This is a genomic window from Saprospira sp. CCB-QB6 (genome assembly GCF_028464065.1).
In the GTDB taxonomy this organism is placed as follows: domain Bacteria; phylum Bacteroidota; class Bacteroidia; order Chitinophagales; family Saprospiraceae; genus Saprospira.
The window spans coordinates 926,511-941,486 of sequence record NZ_CP116808.1 but is presented as its reverse complement, the minus strand read 5'-3'; the positions used below and the strand labels follow the sequence as shown (position 1 = coordinate 941,486).

Below are 14,976 nucleotides of genomic sequence, written 5' to 3'. Positions count from 1 at the left end.
CAGCTCGCTCTTCGCTCGGCCCTGCGCGGGCTTCGCCCGCTGGGTCTGGCCCTTCGGGCCACTGCTGTCCATCCCTCAGCCGTTCGGCCTTCGGCCGATTAAGGACCAAAAACACAAACTTGGCTTTCCCACACAAGAACAGTTGTTTTTAAATGAGTTCCCTAATAAAAGCCTATCTTTGCAGCATTCATTTCAGAAATTGAACTCATCCGAGAACTATGCAGCGAATAGGAAAAAAGCTCTTATTAACCCTTGGTTTTGGGCTTTTGTTAGGAGGCGGAAGCCTTTCGGCCCAAAGTGCAGCTTTGAAAAAGGCCCAAGATTTTTACCATAAAAAACTTTATAAAGAGGCGGTCTTACAGTTTGAAACAGCCCTAGGCGAAGGGGCCAAAGAGGAGGCCGATTTATTGGCCCAATTGGCCGAGTCATACGCCCTTTGCAACGAGCTGGATAAGGCTTTGGCCTATTATAAAAAGAGAATCCTTATTGAGCAGGGCAAAGAGAATTATTATCTGCCCTATGCTCGTTTGCTCAAAAGCAAAAAACAACTAGATGCAGCCCAAACTTACCTCCAAAGAGTACCCGCCAAATGGGCCAAGGAAGTAAAACAAGAGTTGGCCGCTATTGAGTTTATCAAAAAAGAAGATGGAGCTGAACCCTATTTCTCCGTATTCAGCCTAGATGGGGTCAATAGCAAAAGCGCCGATTTTGCCCCCCTAATGCATCATGGCTTGTTGCTGTTTTCTTCTTCTCGATCGGTAGCCGTAAAAGATGAAGGAGTAACCACTTGGACCAATGATGCCTTTAACCAATATTATTATTTGGCTCTTGATGAAAAAGGCGAACCCACTGGCCAAGCTCAGCCCTTGCACAAAATGCCGAGCAAAGACATCAATGATGCGCCTATGGCCTATAGCCCCAAAGAAGATTGGTTGGCGATCAGCTCTAATAATTATATGGATGGCCTGCGGCCCATTCCAGAGGCTGGCCTGATGATGGATATTTATTTCTATCCCATAAAAAAATGGAATAGTTGGGACCACAGTCAAGAGCAGTTTTTTCAGCATAACTCGCCCTTAGATAATAAAACGCCTTATTCTACTGGGCAAGCTTGCTTTAACCAAGATGGTTCGGCCCTTTATTTTACTTCTAATCGCCCTGGGGGGTATGGTGGCTTTGATATCTATGTTTCTTTTCGGACCAAAAACGGTTGGGGCCGTCCCCAAAATCTTGGTCCAGCCGTAAACACAGCAGGCCATGAATTACACCCTTTTATGGATAGCAAAGGGCGTTTGTTTTTTGCTTCAGATGGGCAAGCTGGCTATGGTGGTTTGGACCTCTTTACGGTAGAGCGCTATGAAGATGGGGTGAAATGGGGGAATTTGACCAATTTGGGCCCCAATGTAAATACCGCTTATGATGAACTCTCGCTTTATTATGATGCGGAAAAAGAGTTTGGCTTTTTTAGCTCTAACCGTCCCGCTGGGCAAGGACATGAAGATCTTTATCGCTTAAAGTTAGAGCGGCCTTTGCCAGCTCGGGAACCTCGGCGATTTAAGCCTGGCGACAAACTTATTTTGGTCGATATTTATCAGCCAAAAGAGGTGCGTTTAGATAAAATCAAGAATGATACTTTGGACCAATTGGTCCAAGATCTTTTGCGCCAAAAAGAGACGGTCATTCAAATTTATGCGCATACTGATTCTAAGGGCAGCTATCGAGCTAACCTGCTTTTAGCAGAGCAGCGAGCAAAAGCGGCTTATGAGTATTTAGTGAGTCGGGGAGTGGACAAAAAGCGCATTCGCTACCAAGGATTTGGAGAAAAATATTTATCCAATAACTGCAAGGATGGCGTGCGCTGTTCAGATGAAGAACATCGGGCCAACAGACGTTTAGAATTTATTGTAATTGGGCGAATTTCGGAAGCTGGCCAATATTTGCAAGAGTATATGCCTGCAATTGCGGTGGCCGAAATGGATAATCCACAGGATCGGCCCAGAATTACAAGCACAAGCAATAGTTCGGGAGGCAGAACCGTAAGCAGTAGAAGAACGCCAGAGCGCAAATCGCATTATGCGATTGGAGATTATATTAAGGTGGCCAATATTTATTATGAGCATGATAAAACCGCAGTAGACAAAAACTCTCCAGGTTTGAAGGAATTACTTAAAGTATTGCAAGATCATCCGCACGTAAAGCTAGAAATTGGTTCGCATACAGATGCTACGGGCTCCAAAAGCTATAACCAACGATTGTCGCAGGAGCGGGCCACTGCTGTGAAAAACTATTTGGTAGGCAAGGGGATTCCGGCTAGTCGCTTAGTCGCCAAAGGTTATGGCGAATCAGAAATTTTGAACCATTGTAAAGATGGGGTTCGCTGTAGTAAGGCAGAGCATGCAGTAAATCGCCGTACAGAATTTAAGGTAATAGGGCAGTCTGGTTTTAAGTATGGAGATATTATTAAGGTAGATAATATTAACTATGCGACCAACAGTGCTGTTTTGGACAAAAGAGATATGCGTGGCCTCAATGAGATTGTGCGCATTCTCAAGGCGAACAGCATTTCTGTAGAGATTCGCTCACATACAGATTCTAGAGGTTCAGCGGCTAAGAACTTGGACCTTTCTGAGCGTAGAGCGAAGGCGGTCTATGACTACTTAATTGAGCAGGGCGTGAGCAAATTCCGCTTAAAATATAAGGGCTATGGAGAGACTCTACCGCTCAATAAATGTAAGGACGGGGTGCCTTGTAGCTCAAAAGAGCATGCGGTCAACCGTAGAACTGACTTTAAAGTCATTGGATTGAAATAGTGATTTCTATGATAGAATAGAGAAAAAGCGCTTAGCCAATTGGGCTAAGCGCTTTTTTTTAACGGCCAACAAAGCGGCAGCTGAGCTTGCAGCTGCCAGAGTTGTTGACGTTCACCTAAAAAACACTATTAAAACAAACAAATAAACAAAAAACATCATGCAGTTGGTCTCGCTGCTTTATATGGGGAACGTGGGGCTGTTTTATGTAGCACCCAGCTTTTAGCTTAAATTCTCATTTTTAGCCAAAGCTGGGGTAAGCCAAGAGGCTTACCCACAGTCAATGACCAGTTTACCTATAAACTTACAGTTATGGTTTATGATAGTAACTGTTGTTGATACAATTATAAGGATAACTTTCCGTAAACGCAAAATAAAGCTAACATTTTTGTAAACTTTTTTTGTTTTTGGTTCTTTTTTGCGGTTTTGCAGGCTGCTTCTATTCTGAAACTTTATCCAAGTATGGCCGATAAGTTAATTTCATGAGGGGTAAACCACTCATTTAAAGATCATTGCGAAGCAATACCGTTTTGCTGTAGGTTTCAACCTACAGCATCGGCCTAGCGATGTGCAGCAGTGGCCCGCAGGGCCAGACCGAGCCGCTGAAAGCGGCGAAGGGCCGAGCGAAGAGCGAGCTGCGCAACGTAGCGCCCGCCGCAGGCGGGAGGCCCCAAAACAGCAGCGAGCTGCGGAACGACAACAAGGCCTTTAGGCCGCAGTTCGACGACCAAAGGGAGTAACCGCCCGCCGCAGGCGGGAGGCCCCAAAAACAGATTCTTATGGGCATAAAAAAAGCCCACAGAGAGTTGCGGGCTTTAGTTATTTTAGTAACCGAGAATTTTCATCACTTCTTCGGATCGTTGTTCGGGAGCGAAGAGGCGGTATTGGAGTTGGCCTTGTTCATCGACATCTACGAGTAAGTGTTTTGGGGAGGGGATCAGGCAGTGGTGGACGCCGCCATAGCCGCTGAGGGAATCTTGGTAGGCGCCGGTGTGGAAAAAGCCGACATAGAGGGGTTCGACATCATCGGGTTCTATGCTAGGGAGGAAGAGTTCTTCATCTTCGGAGATAATCTTATAATAATCGTCATTATCGCAGGTGAGGCCGCCGAGGATCACGCGATGATATTCTACATCCCATTTATTGAGGGGGAGCATAATAAAGCGTTGTTTTTCGGCCCACATATCGGGTAGGGTAGAGATCAGGGAGTTATCGATAATGTACCAGATTTCTCGATCATTTTGGCGTTTGGTGCCTAGGACTTTGAAGATCGTTGCGCCGCTTTCGCCTACGGTAAAGCTACCAAATTCGGAGACCAGGGTGGGTTCGGGCACATTTTTCTCTTCGCAATAGCTTTTGAGTTGGCCCACCAATTCGTCGATCATATATTGGTAATCGTATTCGAATTCTAGAGAGTTTTGGATAGGGAGTCCGCCGCCGATATTGAACATTTCGAGACCTGGGCAAAGCTGTTTCATCTGCACATAGAGTTTGATATACTTGTGCAATTCGGACCAATAATAAGTGGTATCGCTAATGCCAGTATAGATGAAAAAGTGGAGCATTTTGAGCTTCACTTTGGGGTGTTTATGTAGGCGGTAGCGGTAGAAATCGAGTAATTCGGTGCGGCGGATACCGAATCGAGAGGTATAGAGGTCGAAAGAGGGTTCTTCTTCGGTGGCAATACGAAGGCCAATTTGGACCTCTTTGGCGTCGAAGGTTTCGTAGACTCGGAGCTCGCTTTTGCAGTCGAGAATAGGGATAACATTTTTGAGGCCGGCGTGGATCATGCGTTGGATCCCGGCGAAATAATCGGGAGTTTTATAGCCATTGCAGAGGACATAAGTATCCTCATTGATTTTGCCTTGTTTGAGGAGGCGGAGGACAATTTCGGTATCAAAAGCAGAGGAGAGTTCGATATGTGCGCCATGCTTGAGGGTTTCGTCGAGTACATGGGCAAAATGCGAGCTTTTGGTGCAATAGGTATAGAGATAAGGCTGTTGGTAGTTGTGTTTTTCCATGGCATTGTGGAAGTAGCCTCGGGCTCTTTCCACCTGTTCTCCGATGCGGGGGATATAGGTCAATTTTAGAGGGGTGCCGAATTGCTGGGCCAATTCTTTAAGGGGGATATTATTGAACCAGAGGTGGCTATCTTCTACCTTAAAGCTTCCTTGCGGGAAGTCATAAGTTTGTTGAATTAGATCTATATATTTGTTATTCAATGCCTTAGTTGTTTTTTCTTTGATAAATTGAATAAAAAACGGGCAGCTAGCTGCGGGGCAAAATTACTGTTTTTTTTTAGCATTGAGTTTTTGCGGGGGATAGTTTTTGGCGGCTATTGCTGAAGGAGTTGTTTCAGAGTCCCTAAGAAAACAAAATAGCAAGATCACCACTTTTAAGGCGATCTTGCTATTTCTTTAGTCCTTTTACAAGGCTTTAAAATGGGTTAATGCTAAAATCTGTTTTTTACATTCGGCGGCTTGTTCGTATTGTTGGAAAACAATTGGTGCTTTAATAATTTTGCCATCCATTGCAATAAACTCTAATTCAAATGAATTGCGCTCTTTTTGAACAATCTCTATTTGGCCGAGCTGCTCTATTGAAGAAGCGGCCAAGGGGAAAGGCCAATCTGGCCGCTTTAAGGCTACTCGATGAGGAGAGATCACCATTTTTAAGTTGCTCATGTATCTATATTGCTCATAAATTAACCAAAGAATAAAAGGGCAGGCTATTCCTAGAACTAAATAGAGAGAACCTTCAGATGAAGTTATTTTATTCTCCAAAAGGGTTGCAGAAAGTACTGCGCCTAAGATGAAGGCTAGAAAAGCAATGGTTGCTACAATTCTTCTACGGCTGATGAAGCTATCAGCATCCTGATGGGCGAATATGATCAACTCCTCTTTTTTTTGAATATAAAGAGTAGCGGATAGAGGTTGATCGATAAGGGCTAGCTTTAGGCTTTCCTCCCGATTCAATAGGTTCAAAAAAATAGTTAGATGATCTTTATTCTGAATGTAATAAGGAACAAGCTTTTGTTGACCATCAGTCAGTTGAACAACTAATTGATAAACTTCTTTCTTGAAGACCTTTTTTTGAATAACACTAGCCAATTGAATACGCTGCATATCTTCTTTAAACAAAGAAAGTCCTAAGCCCCCAGAAAGAATTTTGAGCTGCTGATCCGAAATACAAAATTTAGGATACCATAAATAGTCCTCATCTTTGTATGCCAAAATAAGCGCTGTTGGAAAAAGAAGGACAAAGCAGCTTAGAAAAATAGAGTAGCTTATATGCAGAATCAATTCTAATTCGAACAAACTAGCGAGGATCATTCCCACTACAGCCAAAATAAATATAGCGAAGAATATGACTTGTAGTGGGACAAACCAATAAGGTGGAATTGGCTCAACAATATAGCTCCATATTCCCCGATCTTTGCGGAATAATTGGGCCTGCCAATGCTGAAATTGTTCCATTGCTTAGCATTTAAAGGTCATCCATTGTATCTATAGGATTCGTATCGTAGTTTTTAGGCTCAATGAAGTACTCTTTAGGGCTGCTAAAGTAATTGTATAACATAGCGCCAATTTCTATAACATCGACTATTGTACTAATGACATTTAGGCCCGGAATAAATTTCAGAATGACTTTGCCCGCCAAACGAGTCCCCAATTTCTTGACAATATGATTGCCCGCTCCATTGACTACATTATTGGCAATCTTTTGGGCCCCCTTAGACTTTAATTTTTGAGCAGACTTCTGCATTGCTTTGAGCTTCTCATGTATTTCCTTGCTTAATTTTGCATTATCCTTATCCAAGGCTTTTCGAGTACTATTCCTAGTGGTAATATCATTTTTAAGATCAATATTATCCGCAATTTCATCGACATTAGAGATTATTTTTTTAGAATCTTCCCCCATTTCCTTCAAAATCTTCTTCTCCTCTTTACTGATGTCGATTTTCCCTTTATCAGGATCAACCTTTGGGGTTTTAGTTTTTACGCTCTTCTGATTCAAACGCTCTAAAAATTCGGGAGTCCATTTCAAAGAGACCGAAATATTGAAATCGAAATTCCCCATTTTTTTTATCGGAAATGCAGGATCACCAATTAAGGCCTTAAATGTTTTGGTACTATCAATAACCAATTTTGCCTGAACCTTCAATAAGGTCACCCCAATAGCTATTTTTGGAACAACTAACTTATTGCCTTCTCTAAATGGATTTCCCCCAGAAATTACACCTCCTTTAATGGCCCAGCTAACCTTCACGCCAGGAAATTTCTCCCCAAAATAGCCATCTAGCATATCCGTGAAATCTCCCAAAGGAATCGGACCCGATGCATTAAAAATGGTTGTGGTAAATCTAGCCGCAAAATCTCTATTTACAATATCCTGTAGCTTCAAAGAAACACTGTTCTTAAACAAAGCTGCTGTAAAATCTGGCCAATTATCACCCTTATCACTTTGGTATTGAACTACATCATTCTGATCCGCCAAAAATTCCATACTTAGGCTAGCATCAACATCCCAAGTTTTTCCACTGATAATGGGCCATTTTTTTATGTTTAAAGAATATTGCTGAGGACTTTCTTCTAGGGTCAATTTACTAGCCAGCAACTCCCGCAACCTCTTTTCAAAAGCAATATCTAAGTCCTGATAACTCATGTTGTTAAGGTGCATGGACGCAAGGCAATCCAAAATCGCCTGATACTTTAATTTTACATTATAAGTGGCCAAACTTTCTTTGTTTAAGAACTGCTTGGCGCCATTCAAAATCGCATAAAGCTGAGCCTCCATAGCCTCCGAATGATCCACTTCATCAAAAAGCTTATACAAAGCATCTTTTATCTTTTGGGGAAGCGTCGAGGCATCAATTATTTTGCGCAATTCAGGCGCTGGATCAAAATCATTCGCTGCCCAAAAACTACTCAATATCATATTGACGGCTTCCAATTCTGCCAATAAGTCTTCTGCCGCTTCTGCCGTATTCAATTCTTCTTTGATAGCCAACAATTCGGCCTGTATCGCTTCTAATTCCTGACGTTTCTGATCTTTATTCATCTTGCATTTGTTTTGAAAAAAATGAGGATAGCTGTTATTTGGGGCCTCCGCAGCAAAGCTGCGGCGCTACGTTTCAGGGCTCGCTATTCGCTCGGCCCTTCGGCGGCTTTGCCGCCTCGGTCTGGCCTTCGGCCACCCCTGCACATCGCTAGGCCAAATGGGAGTTCTGCGCTTTGGCCATTTTAGGCTAGTCAAGGCATTTTCCCCTGTACACTTCCCAATAGCTATCTAAGGATAGAAAAAATGATTAGGCGCTAAGTGCCTTTAAGCGCTCTTTTAAGGCCTCAAGTCGTCCTTTTATCTGCATACGACGCTCCTCAGATAAAGGCCTTTTTGCGGTCTGCTCACTCATTTCTTCATGCAGCTCCTTAAAATTGCCCACCAAAGTGCTATTGGCCAACATTTTCTTCAGATTGGCCACAATTTTAATCACTTTAGGTTCTCTAGATTTAACCTCAGCGACCAGATCTACATATTTGGCTTGTTGCTTTTCCGAAATTTCTTCCTGTTTATCCTGTATAGATTTAGAGAGCCTCAGTAGCTTTAAAGCCAACTGATAATGCTGCTCTTCAACTCCCGCTTTTGCTTTTAGCAAGGGGACCACATCCGCCACAACCGAAGCAAACGCCTTTTTATAGGCCTTAATAATTAAGGCCATTTTCTGATCGTCATTCTCTTTATCTACTTCTGCCTCAATAGTATCCAGTTCCTCTTGGGCCAAGGTTTCATTGGCCAAATTTATTTCCCCCTTAAAGATCTCTACGGCTAGGCCCAATTTCTTCAAAAGCTTTTTTCCATTTTTCTTGATTCTGGCTGGTTTGCCCTTGCCATCATCCAAAGCGATCCGCATAGTAGGCTGATCGCCATCAATATTTTCAAAGTAGCAAGTTCCCTTGGCAAAGTCTTTCTCTTTACTTCGCTCCGTTTTCATCTGCTTATAAAACTTCATCAATGGGCCCGACATTTTACCCAAGATGAGGAGCGTACTCACCGCCCCACAAGCAAACTGATAATCAGAAAGGACCACAACTCCCGTTTCTCCAAATTTTGCGGCACGCTTCACTTCCTGCTGCGCCAATTTAATATAGTTCACCTCCGTCAAATCCTTGAGCTGATCAACCGTAATTTTCGACTTAAAAGCCATAGTTCAATTAAATTTTAATAATAATTCATGGATAGTTACTGCATATAGGATAGACCTTACAGTTAGGGCCGCTACAGCACCATAATTCGTGCCGATCTTGTATTGAATAGAAAAGGGGCATAGCCTAGAAAAGGCCAGCCCCATGAATTTGGAGAGAGGGAGATTTTTAATGATTGATATTTCTATATGAATAGGTTGTGGTTGTTAGCTAGGAGAGGTATATCATTGTTTCTAAATCCGCCCTATATTTTTTTATAAACCTGCATTTTATGTAACTTTGAGAACTCGAATTTAGCCCTAGTGATAGAACCTTATTGTTGTAATAATATGAATATGATAGAGTTAAAATATAAAGATAATAATTCCAAAATATTGGCACCATTAAATGGAGCTGATGCATGGTTGAGTGCTACGCCAGAAGAAGTTGTACGTCAAAAATTTATAGTCTACTTAGTTAATGAACTAGGGTACAGCTTAGAACAGATGGCACAAGAGTTAAAAGTAACTAACTCACAACGAGGAACTGGAAGAGCAAGTGCAGATATTGTGATTTGGAAAACTATTGAGGATAAAAATGAAGATAAACACGCAGCAATAGTAATAGAGTGTAAATCTGATAATGTTACTATACAACCTGCGGATTATTATCAAGGACTAAACTATGCTACTTGGGTTAGTGCAGATTTTTTTGTTACCCATAACACTAAGGAAACAAGATGTTTTCAAGTATTTAAGGAGAAAATACCAAAGAATTTAGGTAAGGAATTGTCTCGTATTCCAACAGCTTCTGAATTATTAGATGATAAAAAGAAAGAGAAATTATTTCAAGATGAAAAAGTTTTTGAAAAAGACGAGTTTGCAAAACTATTACATCAATGCCATAACATTATTAGAAATAATGACAAACTTTCTCCTGAAGCTGCATTTGATGAGATTAGTAAAATTTTATTTACTAAAATTGTATTTGAACGAGACAATAGAAATTCAATTGACAAACAAAGTATTTTCTCTAAAAAAGAATTTCAACGCCAAGAGGAAGAGTATGATAAAAATGTTAGACCTTATCTAAAGGGAGATGATAAAAAAACAGATTATGTCCAAATAATTTTTCGTAAAACAAAAGAAAAATATGCTAAAGATGCCCTATTTAACGACAATGATAACATTCGTATTCGTAAAGAAAGTTTCTTATCTATTGTAGAAAAACTAGAAGTTTATAATTTATCTAAAACCTCTGATGATGTAAAGGGTATTGCTTTTGAAAAATTCTTAGGTACTACGTTTAGAGGTGAATTAGGGCAGTTTTTTACTCCTCGTACCATTGTAGAGTTTATGACCAACGTTTTAGACCCACAAGAAGGAGAACGCATTTGCGACCCTTGCAGCGGTTCTGGTGGTTTTTTAATAAACGCTTTTGAATACATAAGAGAGCATATAAAAGAAGATATTGAACGTCAAAAGGAAAAAATAAAAGAACAATATTTTGATGATTCGTATTTGAAGGCCAGCGAAAAAGAAAAAGAAAAAACAGATGCTTTAGTAGCTAAATTATTTAAGCAACTCAATGAGGAATTAAACCTCGATAACGATAAAAGTCGTTTATACCACTTATCGCATAAATGTATATTCGGTACAGATGCCAACCCAAGAATGGCAAGGGTTTCTAAAATGAATATGATTATGCACGGTGACGGTCATGGCGGTGTACATCATAATGACGGTTTATTAGATGTTAATGGAATCTTTGAAGAGCGTTTTGATGTAATTCTTACCAATCCACCATTTGGAGCAAGGGTAGATAAAGAGCTTAAAATTACAGCAGAAGATAGCTTAAAAAGTAAACCTCATTATCAAGATTGGTTGAATATGTATGATGATTATGAGAAAATAATCAACCAACGAGAAAAGGATATTAAAGAAAAAAGAAAAATTGTAGATAAATATGATGTAGGTAAAATCAGTACCCTAACTGAAATTATGTTTATGGAGCGTTGCATCCGTTTACTACGTAAAGGAGGTAGAATGGCGATTGTATTACCAGAAGGTGTATTAAACACCTCTAATCTTAACAAAGCAAGAGAATATTTTGAAAGTAGGGCAAAGTTAATTCTAATTACCTCTATACCGCAAGACGTATTTATTGCATCTGGTGCTACAGTAAAACCAAGTTTGGTTTTCTTAAAACGATTTACAGAAGAAGAAGAAAACAATTGGGCTAGCATTACCAAAGAAGCTACCGAAGAAGTTAATGCCAAGTATAAAAAGCAGATAATAGAAATAAAAGATAAGCTAAAATTAAGAGGTAGTGATGCTCCGAGTAGAGAAGATAAAAAAGTTCTTAGAACAGAGTTAAAGACTATTGAGTCTCAAGTGGAAATTGAAATTAGGGCAATTATTAAAGAACGTTTTAATTATAGCATACCATTAGCTGAAATAGCAAGTGCAGGTATCGATAGTAAAGGAGCACGTATAAAGAATGACTTACCTAAATTAAAGGATGAATACACACAATACCGAAAAGAAAAAGAAATATGGGAAACGGATTTAGCTACTAATGCTGATTATAAAGTAAAAAATAATGCAATAGTTCGTATCGAAAAGGATAGCATTGGAAACCTTAAAGAAATAGTGTTTTATGCAGAATAATACAGCATTAGAATATAATTTACTCAGCTTTATAGATTATAAAGAACTCTCGTTTTGGGATGTGAAAAGCTATTTAGGTATCCTTACACAATCTAATTTTAATGTAGTGAAGTTAGGTAAATACATTAAACATCAAAACAATAAAATTAAACCTAATGATTTTCCTGAGCAAGATTTCGAGATTTTGGGTGTAAATAATAAAACAGGCCTTTTTGATGCTCACATTCAGAAAGGACAAGAAATTAATCAACCCTATAAAATTGTTGAAGATGGTTTTTTAGCATATAACCCTTATCGTATAAATGTTGGTTCAATTGGTTTAAAACTTCCTGAGCAAAAATTTAAATATATAAGTCCTGCCTATGTGGTATTCAGTTGTAAATCAGATTTACTTCCAGAGTATTTATTTGCAATGTTTAAAACAGAACGTTTTAATGCCATCATAAATGAAAATACAACTGGGTCTGTACGCCAAAATTTAAGCTACAATAGGTTAAGTCAAATTGATATTCCTCTACCTTCAATAAAAGAACAAAAAGCCTTAATAGAAGCTTACCAAAACAAACTCAATCAAGCAAAAAAATTAGAGCAAGAACATTCTGATTTAGGCGAGCAGATTGAAGAATACCTATTAAAAAAATTAGGTATTGAATTAAATATTATAGATTTTTTTCCTGTAGGTAAATTAGGTTTTGTGGATTCCGCAAAGATAAACAGATGGGATGCTTTTTATTGCTTAAATAGTGTTAAAATATTCGAGCAGCTTTCTAAAAGTAATGCAAACATAGTCTCTTTAGACAAGGTTATTTCAAGCTATCAATACGGTTTATCTTCAAAATCAACAAAAGAAAATAATAAAGGAGTACCATTTTTAAGAATGAACAACATACAAAGTGGTGAATTAGATACAACAAAATTAAAATATGTGCCAGATGATAAATCTATATTAAATCACATTCTCGATAAAGGAGATTTACTTTTTAATAGGACTAATAGTAAGGAACTTGTTGGTAAAACTGCTGTTTTTCAGGAAAATGAAAGATTTACTTTCGCTTCATATTTGATTAGAGTAAAAATAGATCCCAAAACAGCTAATGTTAACTATATAAATTGTTTGTTTAATTCAAAAATCATTCGCTCTCAAATTGATTTGATAAGCAGGCAGGTTCTTGGTCAAGCTAATATAAATTCAACTGAATTAAGGGAATTAAAAATCCCTTTACCGTCAATAGATATTCAAAATAACATTGCTGATAGTATTCAGCAAATGAAGGACAGTCAAAAAAATAAATTTCAACAGGCACAACAACTAAAAAAACAAGCTTTATTAGATTTTGAAAATGCTATTTTTAAAAAACCTACTAGATGAAACTCAAAAGGCTAGAGATTAACGGGTATAAAAACCTACAAAATAAAACAATTTTCAATTTTGAGAATTGTACCAATTATGTAGCTCTAATTGGTTTAAACGGATCGGGAAAAAGTAATGTATTAGAAGCTATTAGTAAAATTATACACAGCTACTTTTACAAGCAACCCATATCTGACTTTACATTTATTTTTGAATACGAAAAAGAGGGGAAACTCATCCGTTTAGAAAACAACAAGGTTTATGTAAATAACAAAGAGCGTAAAAGGAGTCTTAAGGATTTTTTACCAGTTCAAGTAGTTGCATCTTATAGTGGAGAGGAAACCCGCTTGTGGGAAGATATATTCCAAGAACCCTACTTAAAGTATTTCAATAAAATAAAGTTGAACTACATTAACCAAAAGCTCCATTTTTTATACATCAATAAATTTTCTTGGAGTAATGGACTACTTGCCTTACTATGCCATAATGAGGGTAAAGAATTTATAAAGGAATTATTAGGTATTAATGATTTACAAGAAGAGATTAAAATACAATTTCAATTTTCAGAAAAATATGAGGAGAGAAAAAGTAAATTTTCTATTGCTGATACAAGTGTGTTAACTATTCCGCAATTAACAGATCGTATTAAAAGAGAGCAAGAAGACCAGGAAGATAAATATTTGCAAATATCTCAAATAGCATCTATAGACCTTGGTAATATTCAAAACGAGTATCAAAATAGGGAGTGGTGCAAACGCTTTTTTGAATATCTTTTTTTAGCAACTATGCCAAAGAATAAAAAACTAATAACGGGGGTAAAAATTGAGTTTGGTAATAAAGATATTCGCAAACTAAGTGAGGGAGAGAAGAAGATATTACTCATAAAATGTATCTCTACAATATTAGCTTCCGAAAACAGCATTGTGCTTTTAGATGAGCCAGATTCGCACGTTCATTTAGACCGAAAAAAGCAAATCGTTGATACATTTACTAATACAGAACATATATCATTTTTCACAACACATTCCCCAACACTCACAAAATATTGTGCTAAAGAAAACATCTTTAAAATTGAGGATGGAGAAGTAACAGTTGCCAATGATATTTATGAAGGAGTAGAATATCTTATTGATGAAGATGATGTGTTAAAAACTATGTTTTCTTCTAATGATATAATTATTTGTGAAGGCAAAACAGATGATCTCTATATCTCTAAAGCTCTAGAACATTTCAGGGCTGATTATCCAACATTACAATTTGATTTTCTTAGAGTTGGTGGAACAGATGGAGAAAATATAAAGCACCTATTAGAAAATTTTAGAGTTGATAATGACAAGAAAATAATAATAGTAGTAGATAGAGATGATGCTGGATACAAGGTTTTTAAGTCTTTGTTTCCATATTCAAATAAAGAAAAACAAGATGTAGAAATTGAAGTTTTTAACGAAACAGAAAATATTGTTTTTCTAATGATACCGCCAACTAATAGCGAAAATGTATCAGGTGAATTTTTAATAGAAAACTATTTTAACAACGACAAGATTAAAGAGTTAGCAAAAGAGGAAATAGAGTCTAAGTTTTTAGATAACACCTCGTTTGCAAAATTTCCTAACATAAAATATAATTTAAAAAAGGAAATTTTAAGAAAGCATTGTAATCAGTCTACTCCAGACGATATGATTGCCTTTAAAACATTACTAAACAAACTTGCAGAAATAATGACAGAGTAAATGGATAACCTAACTACAAGAGAATAATTTATGAAAGCATCCGCTAAAAATCTACTATCAATCATAAAAGAACCTAAACAGTTCATCATTCCTATTTACCAACGTATTTACAGGTTGGCAGTTCAAACAATGTGCTTTTTTGCTTAAAGATATTCAAGCAGCATCTAATTCTGAACAAGGACATTCCATTACCTCAAAAGTCAAGGTCTTCCTTTCAACCATAAAAAGGTCTACCGC

The 14,976-nt window shown here is 38.1% G+C and carries 8 protein-coding genes; 4 read left to right on the top strand and 4 right to left on the bottom strand.

The genetic code is table 11. From position 1 onward, the window contains the following. The first annotated feature begins 218 nt into the window (after positions 1-218). Positions 219-2,810 carry an OmpA family protein gene (locus PPO43_RS03545; protein WP_272620427.1) on the top strand — a complete coding sequence of 864 codons (2,592 nt, stop codon included), beginning with the start codon at positions 219-221 and terminating at the stop codon, positions 2,808-2,810. Between the two features lie 821 nt (positions 2,811-3,631). Here PPO43_RS03545 and PPO43_RS03540 read toward each other — a convergent pair. The 4 genes from PPO43_RS03540 to PPO43_RS03525 form a co-directional block, all read right to left on the bottom strand. Next, positions 3,632-5,029, bottom strand: a complete 1,398-nt coding sequence (locus PPO43_RS03540; protein ID WP_272620426.1) for an arginine decarboxylase — start codon at positions 5,027-5,029, stop codon at positions 3,632-3,634. 204 nt (positions 5,030-5,233) lie between these two features. Beyond that, positions 5,234-6,283 carry a hypothetical protein gene (locus tag PPO43_RS03535; protein WP_272620425.1) on the bottom strand — a complete coding sequence of 350 codons (1,050 nt, stop codon included), beginning with the start codon at positions 6,281-6,283 and terminating at the stop codon, positions 5,234-5,236. Between the two features lie 10 nt (positions 6,284-6,293). Continuing rightward, positions 6,294-7,868, bottom strand: coding sequence for a hypothetical protein (locus tag PPO43_RS03530; protein WP_272620424.1), 1,575 nt, complete (start codon positions 7,866-7,868; stop codon positions 6,294-6,296). A gap of 247 nt (positions 7,869-8,115) precedes the next feature. Continuing rightward, entirely contained in the window at positions 8,116-9,012 is an 897-nt protein-coding gene (locus PPO43_RS03525; protein WP_272620423.1) for a hypothetical protein, read from the bottom strand. 333 nt (positions 9,013-9,345) lie between these two features. Here PPO43_RS03525 and PPO43_RS03520 point away from each other — a divergent pair, with 333 nt between their 5' ends. Genes PPO43_RS03520 through PPO43_RS03510 form a run of 3 tightly spaced genes read left to right on the top strand, consistent with a single transcriptional unit; the run spans position 9,346 to position 14,739 of the window. Beyond that, positions 9,346-11,658, top strand: a complete 2,313-nt coding sequence (locus tag PPO43_RS03520) for an N-6 DNA methylase (protein WP_272620422.1) — start codon at positions 9,346-9,348, stop codon at positions 11,656-11,658. After that, complete coding sequence (locus tag PPO43_RS03515) at positions 11,648-13,027, top strand: restriction endonuclease subunit S (RefSeq protein ID WP_272620421.1); 1,380 nt, start codon at positions 11,648-11,650, stop codon at positions 13,025-13,027. The genes PPO43_RS03520 and PPO43_RS03515 overlap by 11 nt, the downstream gene beginning before the upstream one ends. Beyond that, positions 13,024-14,739, top strand: a complete 1,716-nt coding sequence (locus tag PPO43_RS03510) for an ATP-dependent nuclease (RefSeq protein WP_272620420.1) — start codon at positions 13,024-13,026, stop codon at positions 14,737-14,739. Before PPO43_RS03515 ends, PPO43_RS03510 begins: the two co-directional genes overlap by 4 nt. The last annotated feature ends 237 nt before the right edge of the window (positions 14,740-14,976 follow it).

Excerpts from the sequence above, each read along its gene's own strand:
- PPO43_RS03545 (WP_272620427.1), top strand. The coding sequence starts at position 219 with ATGCAGCGAATAGGAAAAAAGCTCTTATTAACCCTTGGTTTTGGGCTT.
- PPO43_RS03535 (WP_272620425.1), bottom strand. The coding sequence starts at position 6,283 with ATGGAACAATTTCAGCATTGGCAGGCCCAATTATTCCGCAAAGATCGG.
- PPO43_RS03530 (WP_272620424.1), bottom strand. The coding sequence starts at position 7,868 with ATGAATAAAGATCAGAAACGTCAGGAATTAGAAGCGATACAGGCCGAA.
- PPO43_RS03525 (WP_272620423.1), bottom strand. The coding sequence starts at position 9,012 with ATGGCTTTTAAGTCGAAAATTACGGTTGATCAGCTCAAGGATTTGACG.
- PPO43_RS03520 (WP_272620422.1), top strand. The coding sequence starts at position 9,346 with ATGATAGAGTTAAAATATAAAGATAATAATTCCAAAATATTGGCACCA.
- PPO43_RS03515 (WP_272620421.1), top strand. The coding sequence starts at position 11,648 with ATGCAGAATAATACAGCATTAGAATATAATTTACTCAGCTTTATAGAT.
- PPO43_RS03510 (WP_272620420.1), top strand. The coding sequence starts at position 13,024 with ATGAAACTCAAAAGGCTAGAGATTAACGGGTATAAAAACCTACAAAAT.